The sequence below is a fragment of the Bradyrhizobium sp. genome, assembly GCF_035701725.1.
Taxonomy (GTDB): domain Bacteria; phylum Pseudomonadota; class Alphaproteobacteria; order Rhizobiales; family Xanthobacteraceae; genus Bradyrhizobium.
Genome location: NZ_DASSRP010000118.1, coordinates 1 through 18,355, shown reverse-complemented (window position 1 = coordinate 18,355; position 18,355 = coordinate 1). Strand labels below are relative to the sequence as shown.

18 protein-coding genes are annotated in these 18,355 nt (G+C 63.5%); 7 read left to right on the top strand and 11 right to left on the bottom strand.

What is annotated here, in order from left to right; genetic code table 11:
- Position 1 precedes the first annotated feature (1 nt).
- Together VFL62_RS06635 and VFL62_RS06630 are read right to left on the bottom strand one after the other, a co-directional pair.
- Complete coding sequence (locus VFL62_RS06635) at positions 2-2,545, bottom strand: ligase-associated DNA damage response DEXH box helicase (protein ID WP_325171570.1); 2,544 nt, start codon at positions 2,543-2,545, stop codon at positions 2-4.
- 10 nt (positions 2,546-2,555) lie between these two features.
- A complete protein-coding gene (locus VFL62_RS06630; protein ID WP_325171569.1) occupies positions 2,556-3,482 on the bottom strand; it encodes a class I SAM-dependent DNA methyltransferase in 927 nt (308 codons plus the stop codon).
- Between the two features lie 66 nt (positions 3,483-3,548).
- On the opposite strand from VFL62_RS06630, the gene VFL62_RS06625 reads away from it, so the two are divergent.
- The 5 genes from VFL62_RS06625 to VFL62_RS06605 all read left to right on the top strand — a co-directional run bounded on the left by VFL62_RS06625 (position 3,549) and on the right by VFL62_RS06605 (position 8,736).
- A complete protein-coding gene (locus VFL62_RS06625) occupies positions 3,549-4,592 on the top strand; it encodes a ligase-associated DNA damage response exonuclease (RefSeq protein WP_325171604.1) in 1,044 nt (347 codons plus the stop codon).
- Positions 4,589-6,259, top strand: coding sequence for a cisplatin damage response ATP-dependent DNA ligase (locus VFL62_RS06620; RefSeq protein ID WP_325171568.1), 1,671 nt, complete (start codon positions 4,589-4,591; stop codon positions 6,257-6,259). Before VFL62_RS06625 ends, VFL62_RS06620 begins: the two co-directional genes overlap by 4 nt.
- A gap of 80 nt (positions 6,260-6,339) precedes the next feature.
- Entirely contained in the window at positions 6,340-6,645 is a 306-nt protein-coding gene (locus tag VFL62_RS06615) for a DUF6460 domain-containing protein (protein ID WP_325171567.1), read from the top strand.
- 70 nt (positions 6,646-6,715) lie between these two features.
- Complete coding sequence (locus VFL62_RS06610; RefSeq protein ID WP_325171603.1) at positions 6,716-7,996, top strand: MATE family efflux transporter; 1,281 nt, start codon at positions 6,716-6,718, stop codon at positions 7,994-7,996.
- Between the two features lie 11 nt (positions 7,997-8,007).
- On the top strand, positions 8,008-8,736 hold the full coding sequence (locus tag VFL62_RS06605; RefSeq protein ID WP_325171566.1) for an MBL fold metallo-hydrolase: 729 nt from the start codon (positions 8,008-8,010) through the stop codon (positions 8,734-8,736).
- On the opposite strand, the gene VFL62_RS06600 is transcribed toward VFL62_RS06605, so the two are convergent.
- The 8 genes from VFL62_RS06600 to VFL62_RS06565 all read right to left on the bottom strand — a co-directional run bounded on the left by VFL62_RS06600 (position 8,733) and on the right by VFL62_RS06565 (position 15,503).
- The gene (locus VFL62_RS06600; protein ID WP_325171565.1) at positions 8,733-9,830 is read right to left on the bottom strand and encodes a quinone-dependent dihydroorotate dehydrogenase; all 1,098 of its coding nucleotides are present in this window, start codon (positions 9,828-9,830) and stop codon (positions 8,733-8,735) included. The two genes, VFL62_RS06605 and VFL62_RS06600, sit on opposite strands and share 4 nt — an antisense overlap.
- A complete protein-coding gene (locus tag VFL62_RS06595) occupies positions 9,827-10,171 on the bottom strand; it encodes a DUF952 domain-containing protein (RefSeq protein ID WP_325171564.1) in 345 nt (114 codons plus the stop codon). Before VFL62_RS06595 ends, VFL62_RS06600 begins: the two co-directional genes overlap by 4 nt.
- Positions 10,172-10,301: 130 nt before the next feature.
- On the bottom strand, positions 10,302-11,084 hold the full coding sequence (locus VFL62_RS06590; RefSeq protein WP_325171563.1) for a class II aldolase/adducin family protein: 783 nt from the start codon (positions 11,082-11,084) through the stop codon (positions 10,302-10,304).
- Positions 11,085-11,234: 150 nt separating this feature from the next.
- Positions 11,235-12,869, bottom strand: a complete 1,635-nt coding sequence (locus VFL62_RS06585) for a lysine--tRNA ligase (protein ID WP_325171562.1) — start codon at positions 12,867-12,869, stop codon at positions 11,235-11,237.
- 166 nt (positions 12,870-13,035) lie between these two features.
- Complete coding sequence (locus VFL62_RS06580) at positions 13,036-14,016, bottom strand: transporter substrate-binding domain-containing protein (RefSeq protein ID WP_414644630.1); 981 nt, start codon at positions 14,014-14,016, stop codon at positions 13,036-13,038.
- A gap of 78 nt (positions 14,017-14,094) precedes the next feature.
- A complete protein-coding gene (locus VFL62_RS06575) occupies positions 14,095-14,685 on the bottom strand; it encodes an SCO family protein (RefSeq protein ID WP_325171560.1) in 591 nt (196 codons plus the stop codon).
- 13 nt (positions 14,686-14,698) lie between these two features.
- Positions 14,699-14,890 (bottom strand): hypothetical protein, encoded by a 192-nt coding sequence (locus tag VFL62_RS06570; protein WP_325171559.1) that lies wholly within the window; start codon positions 14,888-14,890, stop codon positions 14,699-14,701.
- Between the two features lie 154 nt (positions 14,891-15,044).
- Positions 15,045-15,503 (bottom strand): hypothetical protein, encoded by a 459-nt coding sequence (locus VFL62_RS06565; RefSeq protein WP_325171558.1) that lies wholly within the window; start codon positions 15,501-15,503, stop codon positions 15,045-15,047.
- A 269-nt stretch (positions 15,504-15,772) separates the two neighbouring features.
- Between VFL62_RS06565 and VFL62_RS06560 the strand changes: the two genes are divergently transcribed.
- Complete coding sequence (locus VFL62_RS06560; protein ID WP_325171557.1) at positions 15,773-17,431, top strand: FAD-binding dehydrogenase; 1,659 nt, start codon at positions 15,773-15,775, stop codon at positions 17,429-17,431.
- 81 nt (positions 17,432-17,512) lie between these two features.
- Complete coding sequence (locus tag VFL62_RS06555) at positions 17,513-17,863, top strand: RidA family protein (protein WP_325171556.1); 351 nt, start codon at positions 17,513-17,515, stop codon at positions 17,861-17,863.
- 164 nt (positions 17,864-18,027) lie between these two features.
- Here the strand turns inward: VFL62_RS06555 and VFL62_RS06550 are convergent.
- A partial coding sequence (locus tag VFL62_RS06550) for a DUF1223 domain-containing protein (RefSeq protein ID WP_325171555.1) occupies positions 18,028-18,355 on the bottom strand: 328 nt, incomplete at its 5' end.

Sequence of the window (18,355 nt, the reverse complement as noted above, 5' to 3'; positions counted from 1 at the left end):
TTTATCCCGTCGCCTCTTTAACCAATTCCTCGGCGGCTTCCGCCAAGAGTTCATCAGACGCCTCGCCATAGACTGCTTCGCGCCCGATTTCCAGCATCACCGGCACCGCCAGCGGCGAAACGCGGTCGAGTTCCCTGTGGATGATTCGCCCCTTGATTCGCGTCAGCATATCACTCAAACGGCGCAGATCGAGCAGGCCGGCTGCTGCATCGGCGCGCGCGGCACGCAGCAGCACGTGGTCCGCCTGGTGTTTGCGCAAAACATCGTAGATCAGATCAGTCGAGAACAAGACTTGACGGCGGGTCTTCTCCTCGTCGGTGAAGCGCCGCGCGATCAGGCCGGAAATCAGCGCGCAGGTGCGGAAGGTGCGTTTCATCAGCGCGGATTCGGCAAGCCACGCCTCGAGATCATCGCCCAGCATGTCCGGGTCGAACAGCGCATTGAGATCGAGCCGGCCCTGGCGGATCATCATTGAGGCGTCGCCGAGCCCCCAGATCGCCAGCGCATATTCATTGGCGACGAAGCCAAGCGGCCGGCCGCGTACGCGCTCGAGCCGACGCGTCAACAGCATACCGAGGGTCTGGTGCGCAAGCCGTCCTTCGAAGGGATAGCAGACCAGATAATGCTTGTTGCCGCGCGGGAACGTCTCGACCACCAATTCGCGCGTATCCGGCACGCGCGAGAAATGCGCCTGCAACGACAACCAGTCGCGCACCTGTTCCGGCAAGCCTTTCCAGGCACGCTTGTCGGCCAGCAGCTTTCGCACCCGTTCGGCCAGATAGGTCGAGAGCGGAAACTTGCCCCCCATGTAGGACGGCACCTTCGGATCGGCGTCGTTGGCGCGCGAGACGTAGACCTGATCCTCGGCGAGGTGCTCGTAGCGCACGACCTCGCCGCCAAACACGAAAGTATCGCCGAGCGAAAGCCCTTCGATGAAATATTCCTCGATTTCGCCCAGCATACGGCCGCCGCGCGCTATTGCGCCGGTCGACCCCGCACCGCCGGCGCGCGAACGAACCAGGCGCACTTTCAGCATCGCCTCTTCGACGATGGTGCCGACGTTGAGGCGATAGCTCTGCCGCACCTTCGGATTGGCGACGCGCCAGCGACCGGATTTATCCTGCTTGATGCGCGCGAAGCGCTCGTAGGTTTTCAACGCATAGCCGCCGGTGGCGACGAAATCGACCACGTCGTCGAAATCGACGCGGCTTAGCTCGCTGTAGGGCGCCGCCGTGCGCACCTCGGCATAGAGTTCGTCGGACAGAAACGGCGTGCCGCAGGCGCATCCGAGCACGTGCTGTGCCAGCACGTCGAGCGCGCCGGTGCGCAGCGGCGGCGTATCCTGGGCATTCTCGGCCACCGCATCGATCGCGACGGCGCATTCCAGCACCTCGAACCGGTTGGCGGGCACCAGCACCGCGCGCGAGGCCACATCAAGACGATGATTGGCGCGGCCGATCCGTTGCATCAGACGCGAGGCGCCCTTGGGCGCGCCGACATTGATGACGAGGTCAACGTCGCCCCAGTCGACACCGAGATCGAGCGAGGAGGTGCAGACCACGCCACGCAGCTTGCCGGCCGACATCGCGTCTTCGACCTTGCGGCGCTGCGCGACATCGAGCGAGCCATGATGCAGCGCGATCGCAAGCCCGTCGTCGTTCATCCGCCAGAGGTCCTGAAACAGCATCTCGGCCTGGCTACGCGTGTTGACGAAGACGAGCGTGGTCTCGTTGCGCTTGATGAGGTCGTAGATCTCGCCGAGCGCATGGCGGGCGGTGTGCCCGGCCCAGGGCAGACGCTCGCGCGTATCCAGCATCGCGACTTCGGGCGCAGCCGCGCCGCCGGCAACGACAATATCGGCCGATTGGCGCGCGCCATCTTGCTGCGGCACCAGAAATCGCGACAGCTGCTCCGGCTCGGCGACAGTAGCCGAGAGCCCAATGGCGCGGATCTGCGGCGCGAGCTTCCACAGGCGTGCCAGGCCCAGCGACAACAGGTCGCCGCGTTTGGAAGTTACCAGTGCATGCAATTCGTCGAGCACGATCCGCCGAAGCGAGGAAAACAGAAACGGCGCATCGTCGGATGCCAACAGGAGCGCAAGCTGCTCCGGTGTCGTGAGCAAGATATCCGGCGGATATCGCCGCTGCCGCTGCCGCCGCGACACCGGCGTGTCGCCGGTGCGGGTCTCGACCTTGATCGGAAGCGCCATCTCGGCGATCGGCGTCTCCAGATTGCGCGCGATGTCGACCGCAAGCGCTTTGAGCGGCGAGATATAGAGCGTGTGGAGGCCACGGCTGCGTTTCACGCTGCGCCCGGTCGCGGCAAAAGTTCCACCGGCTGAAAGCTCGACCAGCGTCGGCAAAAATCCCGCCAGCGTCTTGCCCGCACCGGTCGGCGCGATCAAAAGCGCGGAGCGGTCTTGGCGCGCCTTTGCCAGCAGGTCCAGCTGATGGGTCCGCGGCGACCACCCGCGCGCTCCGAACCAGCGCAGGAAATTCTCAGGTAGCAGCGCGTGCGTAAACAGATCTGGTTGCGTTGCGCTCACCACTATGGCGTCACGACTTGGCCGCAACGACGACGAGGCCGGGCACGGGCACGTTGCTTTCGGTGCGGAACGATTGCTCCTCCAGCTGCGACAGCTTCAAGCCTGCCGTCGCGAGCGAGTCGCGGACATATTGCGGGCTATGGGCGTAGCGCAGACCCTCGCCGATAACGACACCGTCGCCCGGATTGCGTTCCAGCGTGAAGGCGAGCAAGCCGCCGGCAGCGAGCACGCGACGAATCTCCGTTAGCACCGGAACGAGATCGGCGACATAGACCATTGCGTCCGCCGCAAGCACCAGATCGGCGCAGCCATCCGCTCTCGCCCGCAAACCCTCCAGCATGTCGTTGACCTCGAGCTCGGCATAGAGCCCGGTCGCCTTCGCCTTTTCGATCATGCGTGGGGACAGATCGATGCCGGTCAAATGATCGACCTCCTTGGCGAAGGCCGATGCCGCGAGCCCGGTCCCACACCCCAGATCGATCGCGCGCTTGAAGAAGGCCGGCTTCTTCACCGCGTGCCGCGCAGCCAGCACCGCTTTGAACAACACCGAAGGTCCGCGATAGCCAAGGTCCTCGATCAAAGCGCGATCGAACCGGGGCGCGTATTGATCGAACAGCGTGCGCACATAGGCGGGTGGCATCGCCGACAGGGCTTCCGCCCCCAGCCGCATCAATTTCAGGCTCGCGCCGTGCGGATCCTGGCTATCGGCATCACGCGCGCTCTTGAAGGCCGCAATCGCCGCGTCGTGCTCGCCAAGCTGCTGACGGATTTCGCCGAGCGTGAACCAGGCGGAGACGAAGTTCGGCGCCAGTTCGATCGCCTGTTCCAGCAGATCGGCGGCTGCGGCCAGATCGCCCTTGAGCTGCAAATCCCGCGCGAATTCATAGCGGCGGTCGGCAATCAGATCGCCGGAGGAGAAAAACAGGCGCGCGGGCATTTCAGGACCGATATCCGTTGAGAAGGCGGGACTCGAATGAATCCCGCGTCAGCCTATATAAACACAATGCGCCCGCAAGACATTCTGACGCCGCAACCCGCCGGCCTCGCCTGCAAGGCCGGCGGCTTCCATATCGATCCGGTGCGGCCGGTCGAGCGCGCCGTGATCACCCATGGTCATTCCGACCATGCCCGTGCCGGCCACGGAGCGGTACTGGCGACCCAAGAGACACTCGACATGATGCGGCTGCGTTATGGCGAGAATTTCGCCCGGTCCACGCAGGCCATTAAATATGGCGAGGAGGTGCGGCTCGGCGATGTCACGATCAAGTTCCACCCGGCAGGCCATGTGCTCGGTTCGGCGCAAATCGCCGTCACCTGCAAAAACACCCGCGTGGTCGCCTCGGGCGACTACAAGGATGCGCCGGACCCGACCTGCACCCCGTTTGAGGTCGTGCCCTGCGATGTCTTCATCACCGAGGCGACGTTCGGCCTGCCGGTATTTCGCCATGGCAACGCCGCGGATGAGGTGAACAAGCTCTTGGGCTCGGCCAAACTGTTTCCGGAGCGCGCACATCTTGTCGGCGCCTATTCGCTCGGCAAGGCCCAGCGCGTGATCGCATTGCTGCGTGCGGCCGGTTACGATGCGCCGATCTATCTGCACGGCGCGATGGAGAAGATCACGCATTACTATCAGCGCCGAGGCATCGCCCTCGGCGAGTTGCGGCCCGTCAAGGGCATGAAGAAGGCCGATCTCGCCGGCACCATCACGCTGGCGCCGCCTTCGGCCACCTCTGACGTCTGGACACGGCGATTTCCAGATCCCGTCACCGCCTTTGCGTCGGGCTGGATGCGCGTCCGTGCCCGCGCACGCCAAGGCGGCGTCGAACTGCCGCTGGTGATCTCCGACCACGCGGACTGGGATGGCCTGACCGCGACGATCAAGGCGACAGGGGCGAGCGAAATCTGGGTCACCCACGGCCAGGAAGACGCGCTGGTGCATTGGTGCAAGACGCAAGGGCTCGCCGCGCGCCCGCTCGATCTCGTCGGTTATGGCGACGAGGACAGCGGCGAAGGCGACGTGCCGGTGTCAGAGGGCGAAGGCGCATGAACCGTTTCGCCGAACTGCTCGATCGCCTCGCTTATGAGCCCGGCCGCAACAACAAGTTGCGGCTGATCACCAATTATTTTCGCAGCGTGGAGGATCCCGATCGTGGCTATGCGCTCGCGGCGCTGACCGGGGCGCTGTCGTTCAAGCACGCCAAGCCCGCCCTGATCCGCGACCTGATCATGGAACGCACCGACCCTACCCTGTTCGCGTTGTCCTACGATTACGTCGGCGACCTCTCCGAGACGGTGGCGCTGATGTGGCCGAACAATTCCGACGATCGCAGCCATAACAATCCGCCACCGCCGACGCTCTCCGAAGTCGTCACCACGCTGCGCACGCTCGGAAAAACCGAGATTCCGAAGCAGCTCTCGCGCTGGCTCGATCAGCTCGATGAAACCGGCCGCTGGGCGCTGTTGAAACTCGTCACTGGCGCGATGCGCATCGGCATTTCCGCACGTCTCGCCAAGACCGCAGCCGCCGCCCTCGGCGACAAGGACGCTCACGAGATCGAGCTGATCTGGCCCGGCCTCACCCCACCCTATCTCGATTTGTTCGCGTGGCTGGAGGGGCACGGCGAGAAGCCGATCAACCGCGATCCGGCGCCGTTCCGTCCCGTGATGCTGGCACATGCAATCGAAGATTCGGATTTCGCCAGCCTCGATCCGGCCGACTACGTCGCCGAATGGAAATGGGACGGCATTCGCGTGCAGGCGGTGAGCGGCCGCGATCCGCAGGGCCAGATCACGGCGCGGCTCTATTCGCGCAGCGGCGAGGACATCACCAAGAGCTTTCCGGATTTGCTGCCGTCGTTGCATTTGCCCGGCGCGATCGACGGTGAACTCCTGGTGGTGCGGCAGGACCGCGTGCAGAGCTTCAACGTGCTGCAGCAACGCCTCAACCGCAAAGTTGTCTCGCCAAAACTGACCAAGGAATATCCTGTTCACCTGCGCGCCTACGATCTGCTCGGCGACGACGAGATGGATTTGCGCGAGCTCGGCTTTGTCGAGCGCCGCGCGCGGCTGGAAGCTTTCGTCAAAAAGCTTGACGATTCCAGGATCGATCTTTCGCCGACCATTGCTTTCGACAGTTGGGAGGCGCTCGCCGTAGCCCGCCGCGATCCGGCATCCGCCGGTGCCGGCGAAGATGCCGAAGCGGTGGAAGGCGTGATGCTCAAGCGGCGCGACGCGCTCTATGTGCCGGGGCGCCCCAAGGGCCAATGGTGGAAGTGGAAGCGCGACCCGCACATCATCGATGCAGTATTGATGTATGCGCAGCGCGGCCACGGCAAGCGCTCATCCTTTTATTCCGATTACACCTTTGGGGTCTGGACCGGTCCTGACGATGACGCGCAGCTCGTGCCGGTCGGCAAGGCCTATTTCGGTTTCACCGACGAAGAGCTGCTGCAGATCGACCGCTTCGTTCGACGTAACACCACCGAGAAATTCGGCCCCGTCAGGGAGGTGGTGCACGGTCCGGATCAGGGCTTGGTGCTCGAGGTCGCCTTCGAGGGGCTGCAACGCTCGACCCGACACAAGTCCGGCGTCGCCATGCGATTTCCCCGCATCAACCGCCTGCGCTGGGACAAGCCGCCGCGCGAAGCTGACAGGCTGGAGACGCTGGAGCAATTGCTGAAAAGCGCCGCGACAGCAGATCCCGGCGCGGATTAACAAATCGAAATGACGGGAAAACAGGTTCCCACTTTTCCGCCTGTTGCATTAGAATGGCATCGCAGCCCGCGGAGATCACGATGCCGAACGACACCAGAGAATTGCCGGCGAATAATAACGACGCCCTGTACCGTTTCCTGGGCGGTTCGCCGCTGGCGGTCGCATTTCGGTTGATCCTGCTTTCGATTCTGGTCGGCGTCGTGCTGGCCGCGATCGGCTTCGATCCCTGGAATATTCTGCGCAGCATCGAGCTGTTGTTCCGCCGTATCTGGGATCTCGGCTTCGATGCGATCAACTGGCTGTGGCGTTACTTCCTGCTCGGCGCGGTGATCGTCATTCCGGTCTGGCTCCTGATGCGGTTGTTCGGAACGCCGCGAGGGCGCTAAATCGAAAAGGCGCTTTCCGTTGAATTCCAACGTAACGAGCGCGCGGGTGTTCGCCATCGCGGGCCCTGCGATGGTGGCTAACCTGACGACGCCGCTGATCGGCGTGGTCTCGACCATCGCGATCGGGCGGCTCGGCGACGCCACGCTGCTCGGCGGCGTGGCGATTACCTCCGTCGTATTCGATTGCCTGTTCTGGCTGTTCTCGTTTCTGCGCAACAGCACCCTTGCGTTCACGGCCCAGGCGCTTGGCGCCGGCGAAACACAGGAAATCCGCGCGTTGCTGGTGCGGGGCATCGTCATCGCCGGACTGATCGGCTCTGGCCTGATCGCCCTTCAGTTGCCGCTCGGCATGATCCTGCTCGATGCCATGGGCGGCAGCGAAGGCGTCACCCGCGCCGCGCGCGCCTACTTCGCGATCCGCATATGGTCGGCGCCGATCGTGCTCGCCAATTTCGTCGTGCTCGGCTGGCTGATCGGCCAGGCGAGGGCCAAGCTCGCGCTCGCCATTCAGCTCGTCATCAACGTCATCAACATGGTCGTGACCCTCGCGCTGGTGATCGGATTGAATGCGGGGATCGAAGGTGCGGCGATTGCGGCCGTTGTGGCGGAAACCGTCGGGCTCGTGCTTGGTGTGGTCGTCGCGCGGACGATCTCGCACCAGCCACTCAACGTGCCCCGCGCCGTGCTGCTCGAGCGCGCCAAGCTGTGGCGGATGCTGTCGGTCAATCGCGACATCATGATCCGCACCGCCGCACTGATCACGACGTTCCTGTTCTTCACTGCGCAAGGCGCCCGCGCCGGCGACGTGGTCCTCGCCGCCAACGCAGTCTTGAACAATTTCCTGCTCATCAGCGCCTTTTTTCTCGATGGGCTTGCCAACGCCGCCCAGCAACTTTGCGGGCAGGCCACCGGCGCGCGCGATCGCGCGGCCTTCTCCGATGCCGTTCGGCTGGTGTTGTCGTGGGGATTTGGTTTTGCCATCGCGGTCGCGATCATCTTTGCGCTGTTCGGCCCCTGGCTGATCCGCACCATGACCACGAGCGGCGATGTACAGCAAACGGCGCAAGATTATCTGTGGTTTGTGGTGGCCTCGCCGCTGCTTGCGGTATTCGCCTTCGGCTATGACGGCATCTTCATCGGCGCGACCTGGGCGCGCGAAATGCGCAACCTGATGATCCTGTCGCTGCTTTGCTTTCTCGGCGCATGGTATGCGCTGCGCGGGCTCAGCAATACCGGATTGTGGATCGCCTTTCTCGTGCACTACGCGGCGCGCGGCGGATTGCAGGCGCTGCGCTATCGCGCCAATCTGCGCGCCTCATTCGGTCCGGTCGCGGTCCCTGTTCTCAGCTGAAGGAACAGCCGATGCAATTGCGTTTCATTGGCTGCGGCGACGCGTTCGGCTCGGGCGGTCGCGGCAACACCTGCTTTCACGTCACCGGCGAGCGCGTCAACTTCCTGATCGATTGCGGCGCCTCATCGCTGCCCGCGCTGAAGCGCCAGGGTATCGCCCCAAACGATATCGAACTCATTCTGATCACGCATTTCCATGGCGATCATTTTGGCGGATTGCCGTTCCTGTTGCTCGATGCGCAATTTTCCCGCCGGTCCCGTCCGCTCGTTGTCGCCGGTCCCGAGGGGATCGAGGCGCGGCTCGCCCAAATGATGGAAGCGCTGTTCGAGAACTCCTCGAGAACAAAGCAGCGCTTTGAGCTTAACCTCGTCACGCTGTTGCCCGAGACCACCTTCCGTCTCGGCGAAATCAACGTCACGCCATTTCCGGTCGTACATGGCTTGTCGGGCGGACCCTTTCTCGCCTACCGGATCGAGGCCGAAGGCCGTACCGTCGCGTATACCGCCGACACCGAATGGACCGAAGCACTTGTGCCGCTCGGCCGCGATGCCGACCTGCTGATCGCCGAGGCCTATACTTTCGAAAGGCAGGTCAAGAATCACCTGAGCTTTAAGACGCTGGAAGCACGCCTTGCCGACATCCAGCCCAGGCGGCTGATCCTGACCCATATGAGCGATGATATGCTCGACCGCCGCGTACCTTACGAGACGGCCAGCGACGAACTGATCGTAAACATCTAGCTGACCGGCCAGTCCTCGGCCGTGATCGTGGCCGCATCCGCGCCGACGATTTCCGACAGCGAATCGCGCCCGGTGCGCAGCAAGGTCGACGACAGGTCCTTCTTGATGTCTTCGACAAGGCCGAGCCCTTTATAGACCAGTGCCGAATAAAGCTGGATCAGGCTGGCGCCGGCGCGGATCTTGGTCAGCGCGCCACCGCCGGAATCGATGCCGCCGGCACCGACAAGCGGAAACGCGCCCTCGGCCCGCACATAGGTTTCGGCCACCATCCGCGTCGACAGCCGAAACAGTGGCCGTCCCGACAGCCCGCCGGCCTCCTTGGCACGGGCTTGTTCGCGCAAGGTCGATGGACGCCCGATCGTGGTGTTGGTCACGATCATGCCGTCGGCGCGGCGCGAGCGTGCGATGTGAACGACATCGTCGAGTTCGGCGAGACTGAGGTCGGGCGCAATCTTCAAAAGGACAGGCGCATCGCCGGCGTTCTTGCGAACCCGTTCCCGCGCGTCGATCACCCGCGCCAGCAGTTCATCGAGCGCGCTCGCCTGCTGCAGGCTGCGCAAGCCGGGCGTGTTGGGCGACGACACGTTGACGGTGAAATAGCTCGCGACCGGCGCAAAGGTCTCGATCAGGCTGACATAGTCCGCATTGCGATCGGCCGAATCCTTGTTGGCGCCGATGTTGACGCCGACGATGCCGCCGAGATGGGCGCGCGCCGCAAGCCGCCGCAACACCACCTCCGCACCTTCGCTGTTGAAGCCGAAGCGGTTGATGATGGCCTCATCGCGCTCCAACCGGAACAGGCGCGGCCGCGGGTTTCCCGGTTGCGGCCTCGGCGTCACCGTTCCGATCTCGACGAACCCGAAACCGAGGCGCAACACGGCGTCAGCGACTTCGCCATGCTTGTCGAAGCCTGCGGCCATGCCGATCGGATTGGGAAAATTCAGCCCGAACGCCCGCACCGCCAGCTTGGCGTCATCGACCGGTGGCCGCGCCGGCGGCAGCAGTTTCAGGCCTTGCACGGCAAGGCGATGTGCATCTTCCGGATCGAACCAGCGTAAGAGCGGCAGCGACACGGCATCAAACGCGCGGATCACGGCTCAAGCTCCGGAATGTCGTGAAATCCGTCGGACCGCGCCCGCATCGACAGCACGGCGAGCACCGCGCCGAGATCGAGATCGCCGTAAAGATGCGGGAACAGATCGTCATTTCGCGAGCGCTCCCACCGCAGCGCATCGCCCAAGGCATCCGCATCGACTGCAATCAGGAACAGGCCGGTCTGGCCGACGAAATGTTTTCGTGCGGTCTCTTCGACCTGCGCGGCCGTGGAAAAATGAATGTAGCCGTCGCTAATGTCGACAGGGCTGCCCCGGAACACGCCCTGCCGTTCCGCTTCGCGCCAGGCCGAAGCCGGGCAGATCTTGTAGATCCTGGACACGAGGTCTTTAGCCCCTGGGCCGCACCAATGCGGTGCGGCTCACCTTCTGGAATGGACGAATTATGCCCTGCTTTCGCAGGGACGGCGGCAAATATCAAGCCGCTCCTCCACAAGCTTTGAAAGTCAAAGCCTATGTTGCGTAGTCCGGCTCCTTGCGGTCGAGCATGCGCTTGAGGGCGGCGAAATGCCGCTCGGCCGGATTCAGCCCGAGATAGAAGGTGTTGCCGCGCATTTCGTCCTTGGTCTTCTTGACCACCGGTTCCGGCAGCTTTTTCAGGGGCTGCCCGGTCCACATCGCGTAGATCTGCACCTGTGCCGCGCGCTCGATGTAATAGAGCTTGTCGTAAGCATCAGCGATGGTTGCGCCGACCGTGGAAATGCCGTGATTGGCCATGAACAGGATGGTCTTGTCGCCGATCACGCGTGCGAGCCTTTCGCCCTCCGCCGGATCGAAGGCGGGACCGGTATACTCGTCGTCATAGGCGATCTTGCCGGACATGCCGACCTCGGTTTGCCCGATCTCCTTGATGCGCGGATCCTCCAGCCGCGTCAGCGCGCTCGCAAACGGCATGTGGGTGTGAAACACGGCTTTGGCATGCGGCAGCGCCTTGTGGATCGGCGCATGGATGCAATAGCAGGAGCGCTCGACATCGCCCTCGCCGCGCTTCACCTGGCCGTCGTCAATGCCGACTTCCATGAAGCAGGACGCCGTCACCTCCGACCAGTGCGTGCCGAACGGAATTTGATAGTAGCGGTCGCTTTGACCGGGCACCACGTAAGTCAGATGATTGAAGATGCCCTCGTTGAAGCCGTGCATGAAGGCCAGCCGGTGTGCGGCCGCGAGATCGACCCGCGCCTGCCATTGCTCGGCGCTGGCATCGGAAACCGCCTCTGGCGAAACCCTGTACTGCATGAGCCTCTCCCTGATGTTTGTCGTTGCTTGGCGGTCAGCCTAGCGCGATTTGATCGGCGCGTCATGGCCGGGACCTGCGCATGTCACGCATTGCTCATACGCGCCGCTTCCCCTTTCCCGCAAGGGGAAAGGGGAACGCCGGACGTTGACTTACGCGCTCCGCGCCAGCGCGCCGTCGATCATCGCAACCGCGTTGGCAAGGCCATAGACCGCGACGAACGAGCCGAAGCGCGGGCCTTTTTCCTGGCCGAGCAGCACCTGATAGAGCATGTTGAACCAGTCGAGTGACACGCCCGGCCGGCCATCTTTGGCTGGCTTCTTGTGGTCGAGGAACGGCTCGCGGCGGCCTATCTCGTAAACGGCGTTCTGGATGTCTTCCGCGCTCGATTCCGCCCCCATGTTGGCGAGCGCATCGCGCAAATCCGATAGCGCGGCGCGTTCGGCATCGGTCGGCTCGCGGAATTTTTTGGTCGGCGCGACGAAGTCGCGATAGTAGTTGATGGCGTAGCCGACCATGGCGTCGAGCTTCGGATGCGTCTGTGGCGTGACGCCGGGCCGATAGCGTCCGATGAAACCCCACAGCGTCGAGGCGTTCTCGGCGTTCGATGACGACACCAGCGTCAGCAGCAGCTGGAATGTGACCGGCATGTCGGCCTTCGGCGGCTGCCCGGCATGGATGTGCCAGACCGGATTGCCAAGCTGTTGCCGGTCATCCTGCCTCGGAAAACCTTCGAGGAACTGCTGGTAGTCGTCGACGTTGCGCGGGATGACGTCGAAGTAGAGCCGCTTCGCCGCCTTCGGCTCGCGGTACATGAACAGCGACAGCGATTCCGGGGAGGCATAGCGCAGCCATTCGTCGATGGTGAGCCCATTGCCCTTCGACTTCGAAATCTTCTGGCCCTTCTCGTCAAGGAACAGTTCGTAGTTGAAGCCTTCCGGTGGCGTACCGTCGAGCGCCGCGCAGATCTTCCCCGAGAGCTTCACCGAATCGATCAGGTCCTTGCCCGCCATTTCATAATCGACCCCGAGCGCGGCCCAGCGCATCGCCCAGTCCGGCTTCCACTGCAGTTTGCAATGCCCGCCCGTAACCGGCAGCGTGACGCGCTCCTTGGTCTCGGGATCGTCGTAGGAAATCGTGCCGGACTTGACGTCGTGCGAAGTGATCGGCACGTACAGCACCACGCCGCTGCGCGGGCAGATCGGCAGAAAAGGCGAGTAGCTCGCCGCGCGTTCCTCGCGCAATGACGGCAGCATGATCGCCATCACCTTCTCGATCCGCTCCAGCATCAGAAGCAGCGTCGCGTCGAAGCGTCCCGAAGTATAGTAGTCGGTCGAGCTCGCGAATTCGTAGTCGAAGCCGAAGGTGTCGAGGAACGTGCGCAACCGCGCATTGTTGTGCGCGCCGAAGCTCGGATGGGTGCCGAAGGGGTCCGGCACCTTCGTCAGCGGCTTGCCGAGATTTTGTTCGAGCAGTTCCTTGTTCGGCACATTGTCCGGCACCTTGCGCAGGCCGTCCATGTCGTCGGAAAACGCCAGCAGCCGCGTCTTGACCTTGTCCTCGGTCAGCACGCGGAAGGCGTGGCGCACCATGGTGGTGCGCGCGACCTCGCCGAAGGTGCCGATATGCGGCAGACCCGACGGGCCGTAGCCGGTCTCGAACAGCACCTCGTCCTTCGGTTTCTTCTTCAGCCGCGCCACGATCGCTTTGGCCTGCTCGAACGGCCAGGCGTTGGATTGTTCGGCAAGCGCGCGCAAATCGCCTGGGCTGAGGTTGATGACGGACATTTTTAGGAAAGTTCTCCGAGGGTAACGCAACGATTATAACATTCCGGGGCGATGCGCAGCATCGAACCCGGAATCTCGAGATTCCGGGTCTGGTCCGGAGCCTGTCATCGGGCCGGCCAACGGGCCGGACCCGTTGGGACCATCCTGGAATGACAGAGTCAAATGCTCAAAACGGACTCACCGAAAAATAGCGCAGCCACAGATCGGTGTAGCGGCCCTTTTCCCAGAGCCGGAATAGCGCGTAGTTCAGCGCCTGCCGCAACAGATCGTTGCCTTTGCGCACGCCGATGCCGACGCCCTCGCCGAAAAAGCGGCTCTCGACGAACGGCCCGCCCGAGAAGGCACAGCAGTCGGCCGAATCGGTCCCGTTGATCCAGAACGCCAGCGAGATCGCGTCACCGAAGATGAAGTCGACCTCGCCGCGCCGAAGCGCCGTGCGCAACGCCTCATCGTTCGGATAGCTGTGCAGCTCGGCGTCGGTGAACATCGCCTTCAGATAGGCTTCGTGCGCGGTGCCCGCGATCACGCCGACCTTCCGGCCTTCGAGAAATTCCGGCTTGATTTCCCGCATCACAGAATCCTTGCGCGAAACGAAGCGCGCCGGAACGCGGTAATAGGGATCGCTGAAATCGAGCCGCGCGCGCAGTTGCGGCGTCACCGCAAGCGAGGCGATGATGGCATCGCCCCGGTTCGAGGAAATTGCATCGAGCAGCGTCTCGAATCGGCGCATCTGGATGGTGCAGGTGACCTTGATTTCGTCGCAGATCATCCGCGCCAGGTCGACATTGAAGCCCGCGGGATTGCCGTCGGGGCCGGTATAGTTGAACGGCGGATAGTCGGTCTCGGTCAAAAACCGGATCACGGTGATACGCGACAGATCCGGCCGGTCCGGCCGCCGCCGTGGGTCCCAGAAGCCGGGCACGGCCTGCGGACCGGGCTCGGCGACCGGCTTTGCCGATGATGGATTCGGCGCAGCCGGAGCTGGCGCGGCTTGGCCGGGTGCTGGCGCCGGCTGTTTCGCGTTTTGGGCCTGCGCGAAGCCGCCTAAAACCACAAGCGCGCCCGCGAGGACAAGCCGACAGGCCAATACGGCCCGGCTGACGCCAAATGGCTTCGGTCCAACAAGACTGCTCTGGTTAAGGTGCATCCCACGCCGATTTACTGGAAATCGGAGGCCTTATAGACCGATCCGGCAGGGGCGAACAGCGTTTCGACGCTGGATACCTCAGAGATAGCGCTTCAGGTCGGAAGCTGCGTCCTCAGGCTTGCGATTGATATTGAAGGGCGAAACGAACTTGCCGTCGCGGTCCATCAGGTAGACCAACGCGGTGTGGTCCATGGTGTAGTCGCCGTCCTTCAGCGGAACCTTCTTGGCGTAGACGCGGTATTCGGAAAGCACTTTTGCGATCTCTTCCGGATTGCCGGTGAGGCCCTTCAGGCGCGGATCGAAGCTCGATAAATACTCCTTCATCGCGGCCTGGGTGTCGCGCTCGGGATCGACCGAGATGTAATAGGCATTGACGCGATCGGCATCGTTACCCATCGCCTTCAGCACTTCGGAAATCTCAAACAGGGTGGTCGGGCATACATCCGGGCAGTGGGTAAAGCCGAAGAAGATCAGCGTAGGCCGCCCCTGCATGGACTTGTCGGTGACGGTCTGGCCGGCCTGATCGGTGAGCTGGAACGGGCCGCCGATCGCGGCGGGCGCTGCGGCGTGGCGCAAGCCGCCCATCACCCACAGCATCAGGACCAACCCGACGACGAGACTTGCGGCAAACGCTCCAATGACGACCAGCGGGCGGGCGGTCCGGTCCATGATCAAGGATTCCTTAGAAACAAGCGGCGAAGCCGGAAGCGATCATCTCGAAGAAGACCGTGCTTCCGTAAGTCAGCCATAGAATGGCGGCGGCGAGCACAAGCAGGACGCCGATCGCCACACCGCCCGCCACCACCGCACGCGCCAAGCGGGCGGGCCCGGAGGTCCGCTGCAAGACGTGTGGCGTGGAAGCAAGTTGCGCCATGGACGGCCTGGTTTATCTGCCCGCAAGGCTGGAATCGGCGGGGCTGCCGCCGGGGCCTCACCCGCTCAGATAAAGCCTGCCCGCGGCCCCGGCAAGCGCCGGAACCGCGCGCAAAATCAAGTCATTCTGATCCTGGCGCAGGAATAAAGGACGGTTAATGCGGTGCCTGCGCCCGGGCATCGAGGAAGCACGAGTGGTACATGCTCGTCAGCTCCTTGCCGCGCAGATAGATCATGCGCGAGGTCAGGCCGCCGCGCTGGTTGATCCACTTCTTCACCGGCTGGGGATACATCGAATAGAGCATGTGAGTGGCTTCGGGATTGGTGATGGCGTGGCCATCCTCATCCAGATCCCAGGCGGCGTGGAAGCCGAGCGCCGCATGCGAGGTGACGCAAATCTTGTCGTGGGGAATGGCGCCGAGAACGATGGTGCAGGCCGATGCGCAGAGGCCGTCGATGATCACCATCTCGCCGGAGGTCCGCACTTCCTGGTACTTGTCGACATAGGTGCCGATCCGGCCGCCGCGGTCCTCGCCGATACGCACCACCGCATGACCAGTCCCCATGCTCGCCAGCAAGACAACCGCAGCGAGCAGCCCCAGCGTGAATTTCATATGTCCGGCCCCAGTTCGTAACCTGCCGGACGTGATCCGGTGGTGTGTGATGCGTGTCGTGAGCGTGTTGCCAGTTGGCTATTTTGTCCAGATGCCCGGCGCGGTCCAAATTAAATTCACATCGAGTGTTGCCTGCACGCTGCACCCTCCTCTGGCCTGATCCCGAGCCGGAACAAGGCCTTCGGCTGGTCGGCTGGGCCAACGGCCGAATCCCCGTTGACCGCACCATCGCGCCCGGTTTCACTCGTCCAACTCACCGGGGAAACGCGATGGCAGAAAAAATTGACGTCATCGTGGTCGGCGCAGGCCTCGCCGGTCTGGTCGCCGCAACCGAACTGGCGGCGGCCGGCAAGCGCGTGGCGGTTGTCGACCAGGAAGGCGAACAAAGCCTTGGCGGGCAGGCGTTCTGGTCGTTCGGCGGGCTGTTCCTGATTGATTCGCCGGAGCAGCGGCGGCTTAAGATCAAGGACAGCCTTGAGCTGGCCCGCCAGGACTGGATGGGCACGGCGGGCTTTGACCGCGAGGAAGACCTCTGGCCGCGGCGCTGGGCCGAGGCCTATCTCGCTTTCGCCGCCGGCGAGAAACGGAGCTGGCTGCGCGCCATGGGCCACCGTATTTTCCCGGTGGTCGGCTGGGCCGAACGCGGCGGCTATGACGCCATGGGCCACGGCAACTCGGTACCGCGGTTCCATGTCACCTGGGGCACCGGGCCCGGCCTGGTCGAGCCGTTCGCACGACGCGCCCGCGAGGCGGAAAAAACCGGACGGCTGATCTTCAAATTCCGTCACCGCGTCGACGCACTGACCACGACGAACGGCACGATCGACGGAATCAGCGGCGCCATTCTCGAAGCCGATCCGGTCGCCCGCGGCGTCAGCAGCTCACGCAAGCAAACCGGCGACTTTGCGCTGCGCGCGCAGGCCGTCATCATCGCCTCCGGCGGCATCGGCGGCAACCACGAGCTGGTGCGGCAGAACTGGCCGGCGCGCCTCGGCGCAGCACCCGCCCACATGATCTCCGGCGTGCCCGAGCATGTCGATGGCCGTATGATCGGCATCACCGAAAAGGCCGGCGCGCGGCTGATCAACCGCGACCGCATGTGGCACTATGTCGAGGGCATCCAAAACTGGTCGCCGATCTGGCCGCGCCACGGCATCCGCATTTTGCCCGGACCGTCGCCGATGTGGTTCGACGCGACCGGCAGGCGCTTGCCCTCGCCGCTGTTTCCGGGCTCCGATACGCTCGGCCAGCTGGAATACATCATGTCCACCGGCCACGACTATTCGTGGTTCATTCTGACCCAGAGCATCATCAAGAAGGAATTTGCGCTTTCGGGCTCCGAACAAAATCCCGACCTCACGGGAAAGAGCTGGCTGCTGACCGCGCGCCGCGCCACCAACAAGGGCGCGCCGGCCCCGGTCGAAGCCTTCAAGAAGCACGGCGCCGACTTTGTCGTGCGCGACAAGCTTGCCGACCTCGTCGGTGCGATGAATGCGCTCGCCGGCAACGATCTTCTCAAGCTGGACGCGATCAAGGCGCAGATCGAGGCGCGCGACCGCGAGATCGAAAACCCGTACGCCAAGGACACCCAGATCCTCAACATCCACAACGCCCGCCGCTATATCGGCGACCGCCTGACCCGCACCGCGATCCCGCACCGGATTCTCGATCCCGCCCATGGGCCGCTGATTGCGGTCAAGCTCAATATCCTGACCCGCAAGACGCTCGGCGGTTTCGAGACTGACCTCGATTGCCGCGTGTTCGGCCAGGACGGCCATATCATGCCGGGGCTTTACGCGGTGGGCGAAGCGGCCGGCTTCGGCGGCGGCGGCATGCACGGCTATCGGGCGCTGGAGGGGACATTTCTCGGCGGCTGCCTGTTCTCGGGCCGCAATGCCGGGCGCGCGGCGGCGAAGGCTGTTTTGTAGACGCAGGGCTTTGCTGCAAGAAGACTGTAGCTGCGGGCGCGCTGGCGGGTTAAGTGGCAGCACCAACCACGGGAGAGAAAAATGACAATTCAACGTTTTGATACCGGACCGCGCATGAGCCAGGTCGTCGTTCACGGCAACACCGTCTATCTTGCCGGCGTCGTCGCCAACAAGGCCAAGGGCGAGAGCGTCACCAAGCAGACGCAGGAAATCCTTTCGATCATCGACGCTCACCTGGCCAAGGCCGGCACCGACAAATCGAAGCTGTTGTCGACCAACATCTACATCACCGACATGAAGAACTTTGCCGAGATGAATGCGGCATGGGATGCCTGGGTCTCGCCGGGCAACACGCCGGCGCGCGCCACGGTCGAGGCCAAGCTCGCGGCGCCCGAATATCTCGTCGAGATCATGGTGACGGCGGCGAAGTAACTGCCGCGCCGTCATTACGAGCCAACGGGTCGCGCGAATGCGCGCCCGATGACAGGCTCCACGAAGCAATCCAGCCTTGCTTTACTGTAGAAGACTGGATTGCTTCGTCGCTTTGCTCCTCGCAATGACGCTTCAACCCACCGTCAACGTGCTTTCGCGCGCCATCACGTCGAACCACCCGTTGCCAGACGGCCCGCGCCGATGATCCGGCCATCCGGGGCCTCGAGCAGCACCGCGACATCCTGCCCTTGAGGAAAGCGCTCGCTGAGCTTGAGCGCGGTCCCCGACCACTGACCGATCGCGCGGAACGAACGCACCACGTTGGCTTCGGTGAGCGTGCGGCCGGAGTTTTCGCCGCGGCCGATCGCGGTGGTGTGCTCGCGATCGAAGCCAATCAGCAGAACCCGCCCCAAGCCCGAACCGGCGCCGACTTCGATCGAAAGCTGCTCACCATTTCTGGTGACATTGACCGCTGCCGCCGTTTGGCCATTG